The following is a 19,793-nucleotide window of genomic DNA, read 5'->3' as shown; positions in this document are numbered from 1 at the left end:
ACGAATCCCGCACGCGGTCTTGATTCCCTTTAGGGATGGGGGTCGATATGGGCTTTTGGCGGTGCCGTCAAGCCCATATTGAAATCAGCCGAGAATGGCCTCGATCGACGCCGTGACTTCCTTGATGTCCGCCAGCCCGTTCACGGGGCGCAGATCGCCCTTGGCGTAGTAATAGCCGATCAGCGGAGAGGTCTTCTTGTAGTACTCCATCAACCGCGTGCGCAGACTGTCTTCGTTATCGTCGGCGCGACGAACGAAGTCATTTTCCTTGCCGCAGTTGGTGCACTTGCCGTCAGCCGGGATCGGCTTGGTCTTGTCGTTGTAGACCTCACCGCATCCGCCACAGGTTGACCGTGCGGTAATCCGTTCCACCAGAGCATCGTCATCCACGCGCATCTCGATCACGGTATGCAGGGACTGGCCCAGCTTGGTCAGCAGAGCCGACAGCGCGTCGGCCTGTGCCAAAGTGCGAGGGAAACCGTCAAAGATGAAACCGGCGCCTTTTTCGGTGGTCAGTTTCTCTTCAATCAGGCCGATCACGATCTCATCGGTGACCAGCTTGCCCGCGTCCATGATCGCAGCAACCTTCTGGCCCATTTCGGTTCCGCTGGTCTTGGCCTCGCGCAGCATATCTCCGGTGCTGAGCTGCACCATCCCGCGTGTTTCCACCAGATGACGCGCCTGCGTTCCTTTCCCGGCCCCCGGGGGGCCCAACAGAATGATATTCATCGACGAGAGGGTCCCTTCCTGCCGCGTTTCTTGCCTTTGCCGCGCAGCTGGGACTTTTCGATAAGCCCTTCGTATTGATGCGCCAGAAGATGGCTCTGAACCTGCTGGATCGTGTCCATGGTCACAGAGACGATAATCAGAACCGAGGTGCCACCGAAATAGAACGGGATGGCAAATTGGCCCCGCAGGATTTCAGGCAGCAGACACACGGCGGCCAGATAGGCCGAACCCAGAACCAGCACGCGATTGACCACGTATTCCAGATACTCGGCGGTTTTCTTGCCGGGGCGGATACCGGGCACGAACCCGTTCTGCTTTTTCAGGTTGTCCGCCACATCGTCCGGCTTGAACGACACGTTGAACGTGTAGAAATAGGCGAAGAACACGATCATCGACGCGAAGAACAGCAGATACAGCGGCTGTCCGGGGCCGAAATTGGCCAGCAGCCACGACATGACCGGCCCGTTGGCAGCACCGGACGAGAAGGTCGAGATCGTGACCGGCAGCAGCAGCAGCGAGCTGGCGAAGATCGCCGGAATGACACCCGCAGGGTTGACCTTGACTGGCAGGTGGCTTGAGCCGCCTTCGTAGATTTTCATACCGGCCTGACGACGCGGATACTGAATGTGGATCTTGCGCAGGGCGCGCTCCATGAACACCACAAAGGTGATGACCGCGATTACCATGACGATCACGCCAACGATCACGGCAGGGCTGATCGCTCCGCTGCGGCCGCTTGCAAAGAACTGCGCCAGAGCAGCCGGAACCTCGGCGATGATGCCGACGAAGATGATCAAAGAGATACCATTGCCGATCCCGCGCGCGGTGATCTGTTCACCCAGCCACATCAGGAACATGGTGCCGCCAACCAGCGTTATCATGGTCGACATGCGGAAATAGAGCCCCGGATCAGTCGCCAGATCGCCCGATTCCAGCGAAACGGCCAGACCGTAGGCCTGAACGGTGGCCAGAGCCACGGTGCCGAACCGGGTGTACTGGTTGATCTTCTTGCGCCCCTGCTCGCCCTCTTTCTTGAGCTGTTCGAGCGCGGGAACCATGGATGTCAGCAGTTGAACGATGATCGAGGCCGAGATGTAAGGCATGATGCCGAGGGCAAAGATACCCATCCGCCCCAGCGCCCCGCCGGTGAACATCGAAATCATGCCGCCGATGCCCTGCCCCGCCTGCTCCATGAATTCGCGCAAAGCTGCTCCGTCAATCCCCGGCACCGGAATAAAGGTGCCCAGACGATAGACGATCAGCAAACCCAGCGTGAACAGGATGCGGTTGCGCAGATCGGTGGCCTTGCCCAAAGCAGCCCAGCTTGTGTTGGCTGCCATTTGTTCTGCTGCTGATACCATAAATCGGTCTCTCTTATGCAAACGCCGCCCGGAACCGTTTTCCGGCTCGGACGGCGTCTTGGAAAACTCTGAGGTCTATGTAAGCGGGTCTTTGCCCGCTCACAAGCGATTACTCTGCCGCAGCAGCTTTTGTGACCTTCAGTGAACCGCCCGCTTTCTCAACTGCCTCGACGGCAGATTTCGAAGCACCGGTTACTTCAAGGTTCACCTTGGCGCTGATTTCGCCTTTGGCCAGAACGCGGATACCGTCCAGCTTGCGGCGCACCAGACCGGACGCAACCAAAGCGTCTTCGGTGATCGCAGCCGAAGCGTCCAGCTTGCCGGCGTCGACGAATTTCTGGATCAGGCCCAGATTGATAACGGCGAATTCCTTGCGGTTCGGCTTGTTGAAGCCGCGCTTGGGCAGTCGCTGGTACAGCGGCATCTGGCCGCCTTCGTAGCCATTGATGGCCACACCCGAACGGGATTTCTGGCCTTTGATACCACGGCCACCCATTTTACCTTTGCCGGAACCGGGACCACGGCCAACGCGGGTGCGTTTCGGTGCGGCGCCAGGATTGTCGCGCAGTTCGTTCAGTTTCATATCGCTTCTCCTAAGCCGGATGTGACCCCGAAGCGTGATGGGCCAAACACGGCATTTCTTGGTTTTGATTCTCGTGGCGGAAAGCCACCGCAGGCGTATAGGCCCGATGACCGCACTTGACAAGCCTGTAGATTGTCCTGCGCCGCGAAGTGTCGGCATGAGGTCTTGAGCCCAGTGTTACGCAAAGGGCACCTCTGCCGGCCTTTGACCGAAAAGTGACCGTGAAATGCAGCGACCTTTACAAAAACCGCTTGCTATGTCGGGGGGGTCGTCTATCCGGTGGCCTGCAAACACTTGACTGGCAGGCATATGACTGAACCCTCTCTCTCCCTCCGCGACAAGCCGGAGACCACCGCCGCACGTGACTGGGTAACAACGCTTGCCAAATATCGCGAACCGGACCAAATGCGCAGCTCTTTTGAGCTGGGCGTGAGCATTGTCCCCTTTTTCGGGCTGTGGGCTTTGTCCTGGATGTCACTGTCAGTCAGCTATTGGCTGGCCTTTGTGATTTCCGTCCTCAATGCTGCCTTTCTGTTGCGCTTGTTTGCCATCCAGCATGATTGCGGGCACGGCGCGTTCTTCAAAAACCGCGCCGTCAGCGACTGGATCGGGCGCGGCATCGGGGTTCTGACACTGACACCATATGATGTCTGGCGCCGCACGCATTCCACGCATCACAACAGTTCCGGCAACCTGGACAAGCGCGGGATGGGCGATATCCACACCCTGACCGTGGCGGAATATCGGGCCAAAACACCACTGAACAGGTTCTGGTACCGCGTGTACCGAAACCCGATCACCTTGTTCGTGCTTGGCCCTGGCTATCTGTTCCTGTTTCAAAACCGCCTTCCGCTGGGCCTGACAGACAGCGTGAGGTTCTGGGTCAGCGCCATGGCGACGAATCTTGCGATTCTGGTTGCCCTTGTGGCCATCTACTATTTTGGCGGGCTGATGCCGATGTTGCTGATCTTTCTGCCGTCGACTCTGATTGCCGCAACGGCCGGAGTTTGGCTGTTTTATGTACAACACCAGTTCGAGAACACGCATTGGGACGCCGATGCAGACTGGCAACTGCATGAAGCGGCGCTGCACGGAAGTTCGCACTATATCCTGCCCTCGGTGTTGCAGTGGTTCAGTGCCAATATCGGCATCCACCATGTACACCACCTCTACAGCCGCATTCCGTTCTACCGTCTGACCGAAGTGCTGCGCGATCATGAAGAACTGGCAAACAGCAACCGAATGACCATCCGGGAAAGCCTCGCCAATGCGCGGCTTCACCTGTGGGACGAGAAGAACCGTCGTCTTTTGTCCTTCGCCGAGGCCCGCGCACTTTATGGGTAATAGGCATGCCCGGCGCTTTCATTTCTGAAATCAAAGCGCATGCTTTGCGTCAACGGCAGGCGTGTGGCGCGGGACAATCTCCATCCATCGCGACGACTTTGGTGGGCGTTATGTTGACAGAGAATGCGCGCGTCACAAACCAGTATTCAGCCGAAGCAAACGCAGGCGAGATAAAGACATCTTCATCCGGATCGCGGCTGGTTTGGTCGCCGACGCCTGGACGGGACAGCGATCACGATTGACGCAAACCGCATCGCGCCCTGCATTGCTGCGAAAAGGTCGCGTGACCATCTGGTGACATGAACACCACTCTGCACGGCATTTGTGATGACCAAATGCGGCCGTTCAACCCGTTCATCGACACTGGGCAATGCGTGGGCACCGTAAAAGAATACTCGCCCCCCGCGCATGTGGGCACGGCAGAAATCGGTCATGCCCTTGCACAAATCGAACGAAATCCCTTGTCACACCCCCGCCCCGATGCCATATGCAAAGAGCTTACGTTTTTCTATTCGACCTACTGTCTCCTTCATCGGCAGTCAGTCTATCGATACAGACCGACGACGCCAGGCTGCCGCAACTCCGTGGGCAGCACTCAAACAGGAGACACGGATATGCCAGCAGGCACCGTAAAATGGTTCAACACCACCAAAGGCTTCGGCTTCATCGCACCGGAAGAGGGCGGCAAAGATGTATTCGTACACATCTCGGCTGTCGAACGTTCGGGCCTGACCGGTCTGGCCGACAACCAGAAAGTCACGTACGAGCTGCGCGCCGGTCGTGACGGCCGCGAAAGCGCCGACAGCATCCAGCTGGCCTGAGCTTGATATCGGGTGAGGGGATCCCCCTCGCCCCTTTCCCGCCACAACCTCGGGTGGCAGACAGGACACATCACGTCCACGTGATGACTGCCCTAGAATTGACCAAATATCATATGATGATGAAATTGGTTTCAGTTTCATTGGTCATTCGACGAGGGTTTCGATGTTTACACGCCGTATTTTTCTGGCCGGAACAGCAGCAAGCATGTTGCCGGGCATCGCCCGCGCCAAAAAGGCGGTCGAGTATGATCCGACGCCGCAATTCGTGCGCATCAAGAAACAGTTCGTACCAGGACAGCTGCTGGTCGCGCCCCGGTCGTTCTACCTTTACTTCGTCACGGAACCTCGCAAGGCGATCCGCTATGGATGCGGCGTCGGCAAAGCGGGGTTGGAGTTTACCGGCACGGCCACCATCGATGTGAAAAAGGAATGGCCGACCTGGCGCCCGACGGATGAGATGATCGAACGTGATCCCGTCGCTTACGCCAAATTCAAGGACAATGACTATGTCCAACCCGGCGGCGGAGATAACCCGCTGGGCGCGCGCGCGCTGTACCTGTTCCAGAACGGTGTCGATACCTATTTCCGCATCCACGGCACGACGCAGCCGCAGACCATTGGCCGGGCAGTGTCCAACGGTTGCATACGAATGCTGAACGAGCATGTGATCGATTTGTACAACCGGGTCCCGATCGGAACAGTTGTCACGGTCGTCTAGGTGCCCATGGATGTGCGCCTATTCCGCTTGACCCGCCTGATCAACAAGCTTCAGAACGGACGGCCCCAGTGATTCAACGATCTTTGCCACCCCATCCGCGTTTGGATGTATTCCGTCCGACTGCATGAACTGCGATACCGCACCGGGGTCGCCCTCTGCCGCAAGACCTTCAAAGAAACTGGCGGTGAAGAGGACGTCGAACTCTTTCGCCAGGTCTGGGTACATCCCGTCGAAAGCTTGCTTGTAATCGGCCCCGTAGTTGCCCGGCGCCTGCATACCGATTAGCAGAACCGGTACATTCACGCCCCGCGCCACGTCCAGGATCCTGCGCAGATTAGCCTTTGATACGGCAGGGTCGATCCCCCGCAGCAGGTCGTTGCCGCCAAGGGCAACGATCATGCCATCCACATCCGGTGTCAGGGTCCAGTCCACACGTGCGGCCCCGCCCGCCGTCGTGTCACCCGAAACGCCTGCGTTGATGACGCGGACATCCGCGCCCTGCGTCTGCAACCAGCGTTCAAGCTGCGGAACAAACCCGCTTTCCTCCACCAGCCCATAGCCCTGAGTCAGCGAGTCCCCCAATGCCGCAATCACCACTTGTTCGGCTGTGGCCGCAAAACCGCACCACGTGAAAAGGCCTGCTATCAAAGCCTTGCGCAATGCGGTGATCGCTCCATATCCCAAAAGACCGCTCCTTTTTCGGGTAGACCCATGACGACTGCTGTTCTCGCCCTCCAAGATGCCTCTTTGTCCCTGGATGGCAATGCCGGGCGGGTCGATATTCTGCATGACATTACGTTGACTGTGGACAAAGGCGAGACTCTGGGGCTTATCGGGCCTTCTGGCTCGGGCAAGTCTTCGCTGCTGATGTTGATGGCGGGGTTGGAACAAGTGACGCGCGGTCAAATCATGGCGCTGGGTCAGGAGCTGACCGACATGGATGAGGACGCTCTGGCCCGGTTTCGACGCGATAGTATGGGGGTGGTGTTTCAGAACTTCCACCTGATCCCGACGATGACCGCGCTTGAAAACGTAGCAACCCCACTGGAACTGGTGGGGCACAAGGATGCGTTCGACCGGGCCAAGCAAGAGCTGGACGCCGTTGGCCTGTCGCACCGTCGCGATCATTACCCGGCGCAACTGTCGGGCGGAGAACAACAGCGTGTTGCCTTGGCACGAGCATCTGCGCCGCGCCCCAAAATCCTGTTGGCTGATGAACCGACCGGGAATCTGGACGAAACCAACGGGGCCGCAATTGTTGATTTGCTGTTTGGTCTGCGCCGGAAATACGATGCAACCCTGGTTCTGGTGACACACAGCCATTCATTGGCCGAAAGATGTGACCGGGTCGTTCGGTTGCGTGACGGCAGGATCGCCGAAGAGACCCGGCAGGAGGCCGCGGAATGAGCCTGCGGATGGCCGGGCGGCTCGCCCGCCGCGAGCTTCGCGGAGGCCTGAGTGGTTTTCGGATCTTTCTGGCCTGTTTGGCGTTGGGGGTCGCCGCCATCGCGGCCGTCGGGTCGGTGCGGCAAGCCATACTGGCTGGGCTTGCGCAAGAAGGGGCCTCGCTGCTGGGGGGCGATGCCGAACTTGAATTCACCTATCGATTTGCCGACCCGGCCGAGCGCGCCTGGATGCAACAGACATCCGTCCAGATGTCCGAGGTTGTTGATTTCCGCTCGATGGCCGTTGTGCCCGGCGCGACAGATCCGGAACGAGCACTGACTCAGGTCAAGTCGGTCGACAACGCGTACCCACTTGTCGGCTCGGTACGGCTGGAACCAGAGATCCCGCTGGAAGACGCCCTGAACGGCAGTTCCGGCTTGCCCGGGGCCGTGATGGAACCTGTGCTGATGGACCGGCTTGGGTTGTCCGTCGGTGATCGGTTTTCACTTGGGGCGCAAGAGTTCATCCTGACGGCAGCCCTGCTGGACGAGCCCGACAGCGCGGCGGATGGGTTTGGCCTTGGGCCGCGCACTCTGGTCCGAACCGAGGCATTGCAGGCGTCCGGTCTGCTGGAACCCGGAACACTGTTTTCAACAAAATACAGGATGATCCTGCCCCGGAACGCAGATCTTTCGGATGTATCCGCAAAGGCTGATGCGGCATTCGAAGGCACGGGGATGCGCTGGACGGATGCGCGCAACGGTGCCCCCGGGATATCCGAGTTCGTCAATCGCCTGAGCGCATTTCTTGTCCTTGTCGGGCTGTCCGGGCTTGCCGTCGGCGGTATCGGCGTTTCTGCCGCCGTGCGTGCTTATCTGGCGCAGAAGACGGAAACCGTTGCGACACTGCGCACCTTGGGGGCCGATCGCGCCACCATTTTTCAAACCTACATGATTCAAATTGGCGTTCTGTCCGTCTTCGGGATCGCGATCGGCCTGACGCTGGGTGGATTGGCGCCGCTTGTTCTGGCCCCACTGCTGGAAAGCCAATTGCCGGTTCCAGCAGTGTTTTCGCTGTATGCACAGCCGCTGGTCGAGGCGGCAATATACGGTCTGCTCACAGCGTTCCTGTTCACACTCTGGCCTTTGGCCCGCACCGAAGATGTGCGCTCCGCGACGTTGTTTCGCGACGCGTTGAGCTCGGCCCGCCCCTTTCCACGTCTGATTTACGTCGTGGCAACGGGTGTCGGGCTGTTGTTGCTGATCGCCCTGGCATCATGGTTCAGCGGCTCGACGCGGCTTACCGTCTGGACCGGCGGCGGGCTTGTCGGTGCACTGGCGCTGTTGGCCCTCGCCGCTTATGCCATTCGCAAACTGGCCCGAGCTGGGACTTCGTTGGCCCGCGGGCGACCCACAGTCAGATGGGCGTTGTCGGCCATCTCGGACCCACGCGAAGGCGCAGGGTCTGTGGTTCTGTCACTGGGGCTGGGCCTGTCGGTGCTGGCTGCGGTCGGGCAGATCGACGGTACCCTGCGCAACGCCATTTCGGGCAACCTGCCGGATGTCGCGCCGTCGTACTTCTTCGTGGACATCCAGAAAGATCAAATGCCCGGCTTCACCGAACGCCTGCAAAGCGACCCCGCGGTCAGCCGCATTGAAAGCGCGCCGATGTTGCGCGGGATCATCACGCAGATCAACGGCCAGCCCGCTCGGGACGTGGCCGGAGATCACTGGGTGTTGGAAGGGGATCGCGGCGTGACCTATTCGGTTCAACCGCCACCGAAGGCACGCCTGACCGCAGGGGAATGGTGGGCCGAAGATTACGCAGGTGCACCCCAGGTCAGCTTTGCCGCCGAAGAAGCCGAAGAGATGGGCCTGAACCTGGGCGACCAACTGACCGTCAATATCCTTGGGCGTGACATCACGGCAGAGCTGACGTCCCTGCGCGAGGTAGATTTCTCTACCGCGGGAATGGGCTTCGTCATGTCGATGAACCCCACTGCGCTGGCCGGTGCGCCGCACAGCTTTATCGCGACGGTCTATGCCGAAGAACAGGCCGAGGCGGCCATCCTGCGGGATCTTGCAGGCCAGTTCCCCAATATCACGGCCATCCGGGTGCGCGACGCCATTGATCGTGTCTCGGGCCTGCTGGCAGGCATCGCCGCAGCGACCTCGTACGGTGCAGGAGTATCGCTGCTGACCGGATTTCTGGTTCTGATCGGCGCAGCGGCGGCGGGCGAACCTGCCCGCAGATACGAAGCAGCAATCCTCAGGACATTGGGTGCAGATCGTGGCCGTATCCTGCGCAGCTTTGGCCTGCGATCCGTTCTGCTTGGGGCCGCTGCGGGATGCGTCGCGCTGTTCGTTGGCATTCTGGGCGGTTGGGCCGTTGCCACCTACATCTTCGACACAGAGTTCACGGTCATCTGGTCATCGGCCTTCGGCATCGTTCTGGCCGGGATAGGCGTCACGTTATGTGCTGGGCTGGCATTTGCCCTGCGTCCACTTTCGGTGCGTCCGGCGCGCATATTGCGCGCGAGCGATTGAAATCAGCGCACGCAGGCCACGGGCTGCAAGAGCCTCAGCAGCGGATCATTGTCACATACCAGCGCATCCAGGGTAACATCGTCGAGGGACGCATAGAACACCTCTGCCGCGTCCTGAAGCGCAAGCCTCAGCCGGCAGGCATCCGTGAGCGGGCACGTGTTGTCCGCGTCGGCGAAACACTCGGCAATGGGCAAAGCCCCTTCAACATGCCGGAACACCGCACCGATGCGTATCTGATCCGCGGGGCGCGCCAGTGACATGCCACCGTTACGACCGCGCTGTGTGCTCAGATAGTTCAGCTGGCTCAGCTGATTGATCACCTGCGCCAGATGGTTTTCCGAAATGTTGCACACTTCGGCGATTTCGGATTTCGTGACCAGCCTGTCCGGGTGAGCTGCGCAATACATCAACAGGCGCACAGCGATATTCGTCCTTTTGGTAATCCGCATGAGGGCCTCCCTAAATTCAAGATGCAACCTTATTGCATGTCCGGGAAAAAAGCGGTTTGACATACATCAATCGACCCAAAGGACACTTCTCGGATGGCCGACCCCTATTTCTTTGGCTATGGCAGCCTCGTGAACCTCGCGACGCATGATTTCCCCGGTCCGCGCCCCGCGCGACTGAAGGGTTGGCGGCGGGCCTGGCGGCATACCGATCTGCGACCCGTGGCGTTTCTGACTGCCGTGCCCGACCCGAAGTCAGAGATCGAAGGCATGATTGCGCATGTTCCCAATAATGACTGGGCCGCGCTGGATGAACGGGAATGGGCGTATGACCGGATTCCTGCAACGCAGTCGGTTTCACATCCCCTGACGCACGACGTCGAAATAGCTGTCTACGCCGTCCCGCAGGATCGGCACAGCCAGCCCAGCAATCACCACCCGTTGCTGCTCAGCTATATCGATGTTGTCGTGCAGGGTTACTTGCGGGCATTCGGCGAGGACGGCGCGGATCGATTCTTTGAGACGACAACAGGCTGGGACGCCCCGATCCTGAATGATCGCGCCGAACCGCGTTACCCACGCCACCAGCAACTCAAACCTGTCGAACGTGATTTTGTCGATGACCGCCTGACAAGTTTGTCGGTTCGGTTCGTACAGCCGGCGTAACAAAAAGGGCCACGCCGATGACGTGGCCCAGAAAATTGGTGTGCCACCACGTTAGCCGCGCGCGCGGATCACCTGTAGCAACGGCATCAGCGCAGCCATTTCCGGGCCGCGCTCCATGCCGGTCAACGCTTTGCGCAGTGGCATGAACAGGCCTTTGCCCTTGCGACCGGTTGCCTCTTTAACGGCTTTGGTCCAGGTGCCCCACGTGTCACCATCGAACGGGCCTTCGGGCAGAAAAGCCATCGCCTGGGTAATGAATTCCCGATCTTCATCGGCGATCAGGGGATCTGCCCCGTCACGACACAGCTCCCACCAGCCCTTGAGATCGGCCAGGGTGGTGATGTTTTCACGGGCCATTGCCCAGAAAGGTTCTGCCAATTCATCGGGAACACCGGCATCCGCAACGGCACTGGCCACATCGGACAGCGACAGCGATTGCAAATACCTGGCAGTCAGCGGGAACAGGTCCTGCACATCGAACTTGGTCGGCGCGGCGCCAAACCGGTTCACATCGAACCCTTCGATCAGTTCGGCCATTTCCGAGCGCAGCTCAACCGGGTCAGACGAGCCCAGACGTGCCATCAGGCTCAGCAGCGCCATAGGCTGCACACCCTGCTCGCGCAGATCGCGCAACGCCAGCGTGCCCAGACGTTTCGACAGCGCCTCACCCTGCGGGCCGGTCAGCAGCGAATGGTGGGCAAAGCGCGGGCAGGTGCCCCCCAGCGCCTTGATGATCTGTATTTGCGTCGCCGTGTTGGTCACATGGTCCGAGCCGCGCACTACATCCGTGACGCCCATCTCGGTGTCATCCACCACCGACGCGATCGTATAAAGAACCTGACCATCGCCACGGATCAGCACCGGGTCCGAAACGGACGCCGCATCGATCGAGATGTCACCCAAGATGCCATCGGTCCATTCGATCCGTTCATGATCCAGCTTGAAGCGCCAGACGCCGTTGCCGCGCTCAGTGCGCAGGGCCTCTTTCTCGGCATCCGACAGGTTCAGCGCGGCGCGATCATAGACCGGAGGCTTGCCCATGTTCAGTTGCTTCTTGCGCTTCAGGTCCAGCTCGGTGGGCGTCTCGAAAGCTTCATAAAACCGGCCCATCTCGCGCAGCTTGTCGGCGGCCTCGGCATAGCGGTCCAGACGCTCGGACTGACGTTCAATCCGGTCCCAATGCAGGCCCAGCCACTCCATATCCTGCTTGATGGCGTCGACATATTCTTCTTTCGACCGCTCAGGATCAGTGTCGTCGATACGCAAGATGAAAGTGCCGCCTGCCTTGCGGGCGATCAGATAGTTCATCAGGGCGGTGCGCAGGTTGCCCACATGGATGTAACCGGTGGGCGACGGGGCGAAACGGGTGGTTGTCATGGGTGTCTCCTGTTGGCGCGGCTCTTGTCACAAAGGCGCGATTTTGTCCAGCCGCCGCTTGATCCATCAGGTGATTCAGAAAGGTTTCACCGGCCACACCCTGTCGAGGTCGTCCAGTCCGGCGCGAATGAGTTCGCGCAAAACACCCGTGTCGATATCCGCCAGTTTGTTGACGTAAAGACAGGACTTGCCCAGCTTGTGCTTTCCCAATCTGGCCATGAGATCCGCAAAATCTGCGTAACCCGGCATGGTGTAAATCACCAAAGCTGATTTGCGCGGCGAAAAACCGGTTGCCAGAAAGTCCCCTTCACGACCCGTTTTGTAGCGATAATGGTAGCGGCCATACCCGACGATCGACGGGCCCCACATGACCGGTTTAAACCCGGTGGTGGCGCGAAACAACTTGTCAAGCTGGTGCGCGTCTTCAGCACGGCGCGCCGGTTGAACCGTTTTCAGGAAATTCTCGACGCTTTGATCTGTCGGAACTGTCTTATTGTCTGATCGCGCCATGAACAAAAATTAACACGTATTATTCATCCATGCACCCCATCTGAATGGCGTATAAACTGGCAAGAAACTCTCGACGCCCTAACTGCAACATTGATGTCCTGACAGGGAGAACGAAGATGACAATAAAACTTACACGCCGCGCCGCTTTGGGAAGTGCCGCTGCCTTGCCGTTTGCTGCTGCGGCCGCACCGGTTCTGGCCGCCAGCCCGGAAACCAAAGCAAACTCGACCATCGCAAGGTCATTTCATATTGGCGACTTCACGGTCACGACCCTGCTGGATGGCAGCTTTCCACGCGACGGAGCCAAAGAGATTTTTGGGGGCGGAGCGACGGACGATGAATTTGCCAAGGTTTCGGCTGAAAACTTCATTCCGGCAGACGTCGCACAGTTTTTCTTTACCCCCTCACTGGTCAACACAGGATCAGAGCTGGTTCTGTTTGATACCGGTCTGGGGCAAGGTGGCATACAGGCCGCGCTGGCAGATGCGGGTGTGACCCCGGATCAGATCGATGTGGTCGTGATAACGCATATGCACCCTGACCATATCGGTGGCATGACCACCGAAGGCGCGCCCACCTTCGCCAATGCGCGCTACGTGACGGCGTCTCCGGAGTATGATTTCTGGGCTGCGCAGGACGCAGGCAATCGCGTGGGCGATCTGGTCGCTGAAAAAGTCACACCGCTGGCCGAGAAAATGACCTTTGTCGAAGACGGAGGCGAGGTTGCCTCGGGCATTACCGCAGTGGCCGCTTATGGCCACACACCGGGCCACACGGTCTACCATCTGGAAAGTAACGGGCAACGTCTGGTGCTGACGGCGGATTTGGCCAACCACTATGTCTGGTCTTTCGCCCATCCCGAATGGGAAGTCCGGTTTGACATGGACAAGGCCGCAGCCACTGCCGCACGCCGCGATGTTCTTGGCATGCTGGCTGCCGACAAGGTACCTATGGTCGGCTATCACATGCCATTCCCCGGCGCCGGGTATGTTGAGACCCGTGGAGAAGGCTTTCGCTTTGTCCCGGTCAGCTACCAGATGATGGGCTGAGCGTTCAGTACCCCGGATCCGGCCGCACTTTTGAACCGTCACTGAACCGCGACAAGCGAAAGGCGGCCGGGTCCACGCAAGGCGTTGTTTCGGCAACCAGATCGGCCATCAGCCGCCCCGCCCCGGGCCCGATTCCGAAACCATGTCCCGAAAACCCCGTGGCAATGTACATTCCCGGCAGATCATCCACGCCCGAGATGACGGGAATGGCATCCGGCGTCACATCGATCATACCTGCCCAGCTTTGTACGATCTCGCCTGTTTGCACAGCGGGGTGTCCCTTGCATGCACTGGCCCAGGCGCGTCGCAACGTTTTTTGAGACGGCTCAGGGTCCAGGATCCGGCACTGTTCGAATGGTGTCACATCGGTTGGCAGCCATCTTCGGTTCTGTTGTGCTTCGATCGTCCAGCGTTTGGACAGGCGAAAGCGCAGAGATTTCCACTCCTGCACAAAAGCCGGCAGGAACTGAATCGCCAATCGAAAACTGTCCGGCACGATGTCCACGGTATTCTCATGACCGGACGCAATAGTGTACCCGCCATCTGCCCGTTTTCGGATCGCAAAGTCATCCGACCACAACGCCGCCTCGGGCCCCTCTGCGATAGGGGATGTGCGCAGGACCGTATTCAGAACCTTCAACTGCGGCAGCTCGATCCCAGCATTTCCTGCAAACAGGCGCGACCACGCACCCCCGGCCAGAACGACGCGGCCGCTGGCAACTTTGCCGCGCTCGGTGAAAACACCGGCGATACGTCCAGCCTGAATGTCCAAACTGCGCACGGCGCAATTCGTCATGATCACCGCGCCCCGAGCCCGCGCAGCTTCGGCAATGGCGGGGGCTGTCCATTGAGGTTCGGCACGACCGTCCTGCGGCATGTACAAAGCGGATTCAAAGCCCGATTGGTTGCCGTGCAAAAGGTCTGCCAACTCACCGCCCGAAACCATCCGCGCGCCGGTCTGCAATCCTTCGACATGGTGCAGCCAACGTTCCATGTTGCCGGCATCCCGCTTGCCGGATGCGCCAAAAAGGATACCGGATCGGGTGTAACCTGTCTTGCGGTCCAGCCGGTCATCGAGCGTCTGCCAGATGCGCGACGATTCCTGCATCAGGGGTATCTCTCTTGGGTCCCGCATCCCAAGACGGACCCAACCCCAATTGCGAGAACTTTGTTCGGCTGCAATCTGCCCTTTTTCGCACAAAAGAACCAAAGCGCCCCGCTCTGCCAGTTCCAATGCGGTTGAAACGCCGATGATTCCGCCGCCGATGACCACGACATCCACGGTTTTGGGCAGGGCAAGATCAGGTTCTACAGGAGTCGGTTTGGGCGCGGTCATCAATAAGCCTTACTCTGTCACTTGGACCGCTATGGAGACCAAAAGACAAAGCATGGGCAATACAAACTGCCACCGCAACATACGATTTTCGGCTTCTGTGACCCAGACGCCTGAGGTTAATAGCGCGGGGCCAAAGGTTACGCTGCGCCGGACAGTTCCGCCCATTTCTGACGCAAGATCGCGGACAACCGGTTTTCCTTCAGCGCCGCTTGCGCGGATACGTCTTCCTGTGGAAGCAATTGCGGAAACTCTGGCCGCAACATGGCTGCTTTCTGATCTTCCGACTGCCGCTGCTCATTCAACAGATCGGCAATTGCCGCATCCAGCTTTTCTTCATCGAAAACTCGCGGCAAAGATTCCATTGTGCGCCATTTCAAAGGCGCATGAAGCGATCTTTCAACATTCTCGTACATTTTAACACCAAACCATTCACTCAGACATCCAACCCCGGATACGCCGCGATCACCACGTCAGGCCCTCGCCATCAACAACAATGCGTCGCATCCGCCCCACATTGGGCAACTTCCAAGCAAAAATGTGTCAGAAAAATGTCACCCAAGCAAGCCAGGGATGGCCTTTTTCGCCCCGGCGCACGGGCTTTGCTCCTCGATCAGGGGACAATGCGCAGCGCGAAAACTCCACTGTTTCCGATCTGACGGGTTTGGCTTCGATTTCAGTGACGATCACGCCAGCGATTTACGATCGGGTACCGCCGGTCCAGCCAGAATGCCCGCTTGCTTAAGCGCGTGCCCGGAGCGGACTGGAACCGTTTGTACTCGCTGATATAGATCAGGTGCTCGACCTTTCGCGCGTCCGCCTCGTCAAATCCGGCGGCGACGCAATCCGCGATGGAGCCATCCTGATCGACCAGAATGTCAAGTATCGCGTCCAGTACGGGATAGTCCGGCAGACTGTCGCTGTCTTTCTGATCTTCGCGCAGCTCGGCGCTGGGGGGTTTGTCGATGACGGACGGGCGAATGACCTCTCCGTCAGGCCCCATCATCCAGTCTCGATGGTTGGCGTTGCGCCAGCGGCAGGTTTCGAACACGCGGGTCTTGTACAGATCCTTGATCGGGTTGTAGCCGCCATTCATATCACCATAGATCGTGGCATAGCCCACCGCGACCTCGGACTTGTTGCCGGTGGTCAACAGCATTTCGCCGAATTTGTTCGAGATTGCCATCAGCAAAAGCCCGCGCAGGCGCGACTGAATGTTCTCCTCGGTCAAGCCTTCGTCCAACCCCGCAAATAGCGGAGCGAGCGTGTTGGTGACGGCAGCCCGGCTTTCCGAAATCGGCACATGGTCATAGTGCACACCCAGCGCCTTGGCAACGGCCTCGGCATCGTCCAATGACGCTTGGCTGGTATATTCCGACGGCAACATCACGCAGCGAACATTGTCGGCCCCGATGGCATCCACCGCGATGGTCGCCACCAACGCGGAATCGATCCCTCCGGACAGTCCCAGAACTGCTTTTTTGAAACCGGTCTTGCCCATATAGTCCCGCAGGGACTGCACCATCGCGCGATAATCCTGCTCCCACACATCCGGCTGGGGCACGATTTCTGTCGGCACAATGCGCCAGCCATCGTCGCCGCGCTCAAGATCCACCTGCGCAACCACTTCGTCGAATACCGGCATCCGGAAGGCCAGCTCTCCGCCCGGGTTGAGACCGAAGCTGGCACCGTCAAAGACCTGATCGTCCTGCCCGCCAACCATGTTCAGGTAGATCAGCGGCAGGCCCGTTTCGACCACGCGCGCGACCATATGGTTCAGACGTACATCGTATTTGTTCCGGAAATAGGGCGACCCATTGGGGATCAGCAGAAACTCGGCCCCGGTTTCCTCAAGGGTTTCCGCCACATCCGGGTGCCAGCCATCCTCGCAGATGGGGCTGCCGATCCGGAAGTTGCCAACCGAATAAGGACCACCCAGAGGACCCGCATCATACAGGCGCACTTCGTCGAAAACAGTCTCATTCGGCAAGTGGTGCTTCAGAACCTTGCTGGTGATCCGCCCCCCCTTCAGGATCAGATAGGCATTGTACAACTTGCCATCATCGACCCACGGACCACCCAGGGCAATCGCGGGTCCATCGGCGCATTTTCCGGCCAGAGTCTCGACCGCATCCATGGCCGCGCGATGAAACACCGGCTTCAGCACCAGATCCTGCGTGTTGTATCCGGTGATGAACATCTCGGGGAACGCCACCAGATCGGCGCCCGCCGCTTTGCCCTGTTCCCACGCGGCAACGACCTTGGCCGCATTGCCGTCGATATCCCCTACGGTCGGGTTCAGTTGCGCCAGAGTGATGCGGAAACGGTCGGCCATGCTGCCCTCTTGCCTCGTCAGTCCTACTGCCATTTAGCAGATCACCGCGCGAGTAAAAGGCCAATGCGGCAAAACCCGTTGCCCTGCCCTCGACGGTGTCCTAGTTTTGCGCCCAGGGATGCAACCAACGATGATCCGGCAGGCAGGACCAAAATGAACGTGATCCGAAACTTAATTGGGGCTGTGGCCATGAGCCTGGCAGCTGCGACCGCTGTTGCGCAGGACGGCACGATTATCGTCAAGGATGACGAAGTGGGCGGCGTCTACGAGGGCACTTATGAGAATGGCCTGCGCCACGGGACGGGTACGTATCGGCTGCCCAACGGGTTCGAATACACCGGCCAGTGGGTGGAAGGCGAAATTCAGGGCCAGGGCATCACCAAGTACCCGGATGGATCGGTTTATGAAGGCGCGTTCGTCAAAGGTCAGCCGGACGGGCGCGGCAAGATCGTTTACGCCAATGGCAGCAGCTATGACGGTGAATGGTCCAACGGATCCATTAACGGCACGGGCATCGCTGAATTTGCCAATGGCTCGCGCTATGAGGGTGAGTTCAGGTACGCGCAACGGCACGGCAAGGGCAAACTGACCTTTCCCGACGGATATGTCTACGATGGCGACTGGGTGGACGGTCAGCGGCAAGGTAAGGCCACGATCACCTATGCCGATGGCAGCGTTTACGAAGGCGATGTCAACGCCGGCTTGCGCGATGGCACAGGCACCCAGACGATGCCTGACGGAATGGTGTACGAAGGCGAATGGACGCAGGACCAGATCACCGGAACTGGTCGCCTGACCTATGCCAATGGTGATGTGTATGAAGGCGAGCTTGTGCAGGGGCGCCGTCAGGGCAAAGGCAAAGTAACTCACGCGTCAGGGGACGTCTATGAGGGCGACTTTGTCGATGATCGCCGCCATGGCAAGGGCACGTTCACCGGAACCGATGGATTTGTGTACACCGGCGACTGGAACCAGGGTCAGATAGAAGGCCTGGGTGAGCTGACCTATCCCGACGGTTCGGTTTACGTGGGCGATTTCGTGGCCGATCTGGCGGAAGGAAACGGCCGCATTACCTATCCCGACGGCTCCACTTACGAGGGTGAGTGGATCGCTGGCGTTATCGAAGGTCAGGGTACAGCGACCTATGCCACCGGCATGATCTACAGGGGCCAGTTCAAAAACGCGCAAAGCCACGGCAAGGGTGTGATGACCCGCGCGGACGGTTCGATCTATGACGGAGACTGGGTCAACGGGGTCCGTCAGGGAAAAGGCAAGGCGACCTACTCTGACGGCACGGTCTACACCGGGGACTTCGTGAACGGAAAGCGTCACGGCAAAGGAGAAATCGTGACCCCTGCCGGGTTCAAGTATGTCGGCGACTGGTCCGAAGGCAAAATCAACGGTGAAGGCATAGCGACCTATTCGAACGGCGACGTCTATGAGGGCAACTTTGTCGACAACAAGAGGCAGGGCAGCGGAACCATGCGCTATGCCAACGGACAAGAAGAAACTGGTATCTGGGAAAACGGTGTTTTGCCAAATCAAACCCCGGACCAGCAGGGCGGCGCAGACGCTCCGGCACAGCAGACAGACCCGGATTCAGAGGCGGCACAACCAGATCCGTCTGGCGAATGATCGCTCACCAAGGAACAGGTTTTCCGGCCCAGTCAAAGAACCCACCGGTATCCGCCGGGCGCAACCCGCCGATCACGGACATCAGGTTGCGCGCGGCTTCACCGGGTTCAACGGCAGGGTGCCGTCCCAGATATTTCCGAGTAAACTCTGTCTTGACCGTGCCGGGATGCAGCGCAACACATATCGCCTGTTTATGGGTCCGGGCCAATTCAATTGCCGAAGTATGGACGATTTGATTGACCGCGGCCTTGGCCGCGCGGTAGCTGATCCAGCCGCCCATCCGATTGTCGCCAATGGACCCGACCCGCGCGGACAATACAGCAAATACCGAACGCCGCTGTCGCGGCAACAACTGATGGGCCCGGCTTAGCACCAACGCCGGACCTACGGCATTCAGAGCAAACTGGTCCATCATTGCCCTTGCCGAAACAGATCGAATGGTCTTTTCGGGCGCATTGCCTGAAATTTCCAGTGCCCCGGAAGCGACAAGAACAAGATCGAACGGGCCCGATAAGCGATCAAGCATCCGGCTCGCTTGATCTGGCTCCATCAGATCGAACCCCTCGACAGAGCGCGAGAGGCACGTCACCGCAACGCCCTGTGCCTCCAATTGCTCGCGTACGGCCGCACCAATCCCGCCGGACGCACCAATGATCAAAGCAGTATCCATCTGTGACCAGCTAGCGGCATGGACGGATCAATCAAGGGACGGGAATTTCCAACCCCCTGCACCGCAACTTGTCGAAAATTGGTTCTTTTCATTCCCGGCGGCGTCTGTATAACCTCAGACCCATGATCAACTGCGCAGATATCCCTTTTGCCAAAGCCGCCCCTCGCGGCGCGGTTCTGCGTGGCCTACTGATCCTAATCCGCCTCTGAGCGTGCCATCCGGCGCGCCCGCTCAGAGGAGGACGCCAGCGCGCCAACAGGCTTTAGGACAGACAAGAAAGAGAT

At 59.1% G+C, this 19,793-nt stretch carries 19 protein-coding genes; 8 read left to right on the top strand and 11 right to left on the bottom strand.

What is annotated here, in order from left to right:
- Nucleotides 1-84 precede the first annotated feature (84 nt).
- The 3 genes from ACR0LI_RS14535 to rplO all read right to left on the bottom strand — a co-directional run bounded on the left by ACR0LI_RS14535 (nucleotide 85) and on the right by rplO (nucleotide 2,673).
- The gene (locus tag ACR0LI_RS14535) at nucleotides 85-729 is read right to left on the bottom strand and encodes an adenylate kinase (RefSeq protein WP_152456908.1); all 645 of its coding nucleotides are present in this window, start codon (nucleotides 727-729) and stop codon (nucleotides 85-87) included.
- A complete protein-coding gene (gene secY, locus ACR0LI_RS14530) occupies nucleotides 726-2,090 on the bottom strand; it encodes a preprotein translocase subunit SecY (protein WP_171634788.1) in 1,365 nt (454 codons plus the stop codon). Before secY ends, ACR0LI_RS14535 begins: the two co-directional genes overlap by 4 nt.
- Nucleotides 2,091-2,199: 109 nt before the next feature.
- Nucleotides 2,200-2,673: a 50S ribosomal protein L15 gene (gene rplO, locus ACR0LI_RS14525; protein ID WP_171634791.1), complete on the bottom strand. Its 474-nt coding sequence runs from the start codon at nucleotides 2,671-2,673 to the stop codon at nucleotides 2,200-2,202.
- A 309-nt stretch (nucleotides 2,674-2,982) separates the two neighbouring features.
- Here rplO and ACR0LI_RS14520 point away from each other — a divergent pair, with 309 nt between their 5' ends.
- From ACR0LI_RS14520 to ACR0LI_RS14510, 3 genes are all read left to right on the top strand, one after another.
- A complete protein-coding gene (locus tag ACR0LI_RS14520; RefSeq protein WP_171634793.1) occupies nucleotides 2,983-4,017 on the top strand; it encodes a fatty acid desaturase in 1,035 nt (344 codons plus the stop codon).
- Nucleotides 4,018-4,631: 614 nt separating this feature from the next.
- Entirely contained in the window at nucleotides 4,632-4,838 is a 207-nt protein-coding gene (locus tag ACR0LI_RS14515; RefSeq protein ID WP_152456904.1) for a cold-shock protein, read from the top strand.
- 163 nt (nucleotides 4,839-5,001) lie between these two features.
- On the top strand, nucleotides 5,002-5,556 hold the full coding sequence (locus tag ACR0LI_RS14510) for a L,D-transpeptidase (RefSeq protein WP_152456903.1): 555 nt from the start codon (nucleotides 5,002-5,004) through the stop codon (nucleotides 5,554-5,556).
- Nucleotides 5,557-5,574: 18 nt separating this feature from the next.
- Here ACR0LI_RS14510 and ACR0LI_RS14505 read toward each other — a convergent pair whose 3' ends face one another.
- A complete protein-coding gene (locus ACR0LI_RS14505) occupies nucleotides 5,575-6,240 on the bottom strand; it encodes an arylesterase (RefSeq protein ID WP_171634795.1) in 666 nt (221 codons plus the stop codon).
- Nucleotides 6,241-6,267: 27 nt separating this feature from the next.
- Here ACR0LI_RS14505 and ACR0LI_RS14500 point away from each other — a divergent pair, with 27 nt between their 5' ends.
- Entirely contained in the window at nucleotides 6,268-6,963 is a 696-nt protein-coding gene (locus ACR0LI_RS14500) for an ABC transporter ATP-binding protein (protein ID WP_480718733.1), read from the top strand.
- Nucleotides 6,960-9,488, top strand: coding sequence for an ABC transporter permease (locus tag ACR0LI_RS14495; protein WP_480718732.1), 2,529 nt, complete (start codon nucleotides 6,960-6,962; stop codon nucleotides 9,486-9,488). The genes ACR0LI_RS14500 and ACR0LI_RS14495 overlap by 4 nt, the downstream gene beginning before the upstream one ends.
- 2 nt (nucleotides 9,489-9,490) lie before the next feature.
- Here ACR0LI_RS14495 and ACR0LI_RS14490 read toward each other — a convergent pair whose 3' ends face one another.
- On the bottom strand, nucleotides 9,491-9,937 hold the full coding sequence (locus ACR0LI_RS14490) for an RrF2 family transcriptional regulator (RefSeq protein ID WP_170346430.1): 447 nt from the start codon (nucleotides 9,935-9,937) through the stop codon (nucleotides 9,491-9,493).
- A 93-nt stretch (nucleotides 9,938-10,030) separates the two neighbouring features.
- Between ACR0LI_RS14490 and ACR0LI_RS14485 the strand changes: the two genes are divergently transcribed.
- Entirely contained in the window at nucleotides 10,031-10,600 is a 570-nt protein-coding gene (locus ACR0LI_RS14485) for a gamma-glutamylcyclotransferase family protein (protein ID WP_210093301.1), read from the top strand.
- A gap of 51 nt (nucleotides 10,601-10,651) precedes the next feature.
- On the opposite strand, the gene gltX is transcribed toward ACR0LI_RS14485, so the two are convergent.
- Together gltX and ACR0LI_RS14475 are read right to left on the bottom strand one after the other, a co-directional pair.
- Nucleotides 10,652-11,977, bottom strand: a complete 1,326-nt coding sequence (gene gltX, locus ACR0LI_RS14480) for a glutamate--tRNA ligase (protein ID WP_480492603.1) — start codon at nucleotides 11,975-11,977, stop codon at nucleotides 10,652-10,654.
- A gap of 75 nt (nucleotides 11,978-12,052) precedes the next feature.
- Nucleotides 12,053-12,487, bottom strand: coding sequence for a DUF1801 domain-containing protein (locus ACR0LI_RS14475; protein ID WP_210093303.1), 435 nt, complete (start codon nucleotides 12,485-12,487; stop codon nucleotides 12,053-12,055).
- A 116-nt stretch (nucleotides 12,488-12,603) separates the two neighbouring features.
- Between ACR0LI_RS14475 and ACR0LI_RS14470 the strand changes: the two genes are divergently transcribed.
- Complete coding sequence (locus tag ACR0LI_RS14470) at nucleotides 12,604-13,536, top strand: MBL fold metallo-hydrolase (protein ID WP_171724236.1); 933 nt, start codon at nucleotides 12,604-12,606, stop codon at nucleotides 13,534-13,536.
- A gap of 4 nt (nucleotides 13,537-13,540) precedes the next feature.
- Here the strand turns inward: ACR0LI_RS14470 and ACR0LI_RS14465 are convergent, their stop codons facing one another.
- The 3 genes from ACR0LI_RS14465 to ACR0LI_RS14455 all read right to left on the bottom strand — a co-directional run bounded on the left by ACR0LI_RS14465 (nucleotide 13,541) and on the right by ACR0LI_RS14455 (nucleotide 17,204).
- On the bottom strand, nucleotides 13,541-14,872 hold the full coding sequence (locus ACR0LI_RS14465) for an NAD(P)/FAD-dependent oxidoreductase (protein WP_480718731.1): 1,332 nt from the start codon (nucleotides 14,870-14,872) through the stop codon (nucleotides 13,541-13,543).
- Between the two features lie 137 nt (nucleotides 14,873-15,009).
- Nucleotides 15,010-15,234, bottom strand: a complete 225-nt coding sequence (locus tag ACR0LI_RS14460; RefSeq protein ID WP_480718730.1) for a hypothetical protein — start codon at nucleotides 15,232-15,234, stop codon at nucleotides 15,010-15,012.
- A gap of 311 nt (nucleotides 15,235-15,545) precedes the next feature.
- Nucleotides 15,546-17,204 carry an NAD+ synthase gene (locus ACR0LI_RS14455; RefSeq protein WP_480621705.1) on the bottom strand — a complete coding sequence of 553 codons (1,659 nt, stop codon included), beginning with the start codon at nucleotides 17,202-17,204 and terminating at the stop codon, nucleotides 15,546-15,548.
- A gap of 153 nt (nucleotides 17,205-17,357) precedes the next feature.
- Between ACR0LI_RS14455 and ACR0LI_RS14450 the strand changes: the two genes are divergently transcribed.
- Nucleotides 17,358-18,839, top strand: coding sequence for an MORN repeat-containing protein (locus ACR0LI_RS14450; RefSeq protein ID WP_480718729.1), 1,482 nt, complete (start codon nucleotides 17,358-17,360; stop codon nucleotides 18,837-18,839).
- A 4-nt stretch (nucleotides 18,840-18,843) separates the two neighbouring features.
- On the opposite strand, the gene ACR0LI_RS14445 is transcribed toward ACR0LI_RS14450, so the two are convergent.
- Nucleotides 18,844-19,509: an SDR family NAD(P)-dependent oxidoreductase gene (locus ACR0LI_RS14445; protein WP_171634821.1), complete on the bottom strand. Its 666-nt coding sequence runs from the start codon at nucleotides 19,507-19,509 to the stop codon at nucleotides 18,844-18,846.
- Nucleotides 19,510-19,793: the final 284 nt, after the last annotated feature.

Source organism: Ruegeria sp. CL7 (genome assembly GCF_056536445.1).
The sequence above is the reverse complement of the archived record's forward strand: the minus strand, read 5'-3'. Positions and strand labels throughout refer to the sequence as shown.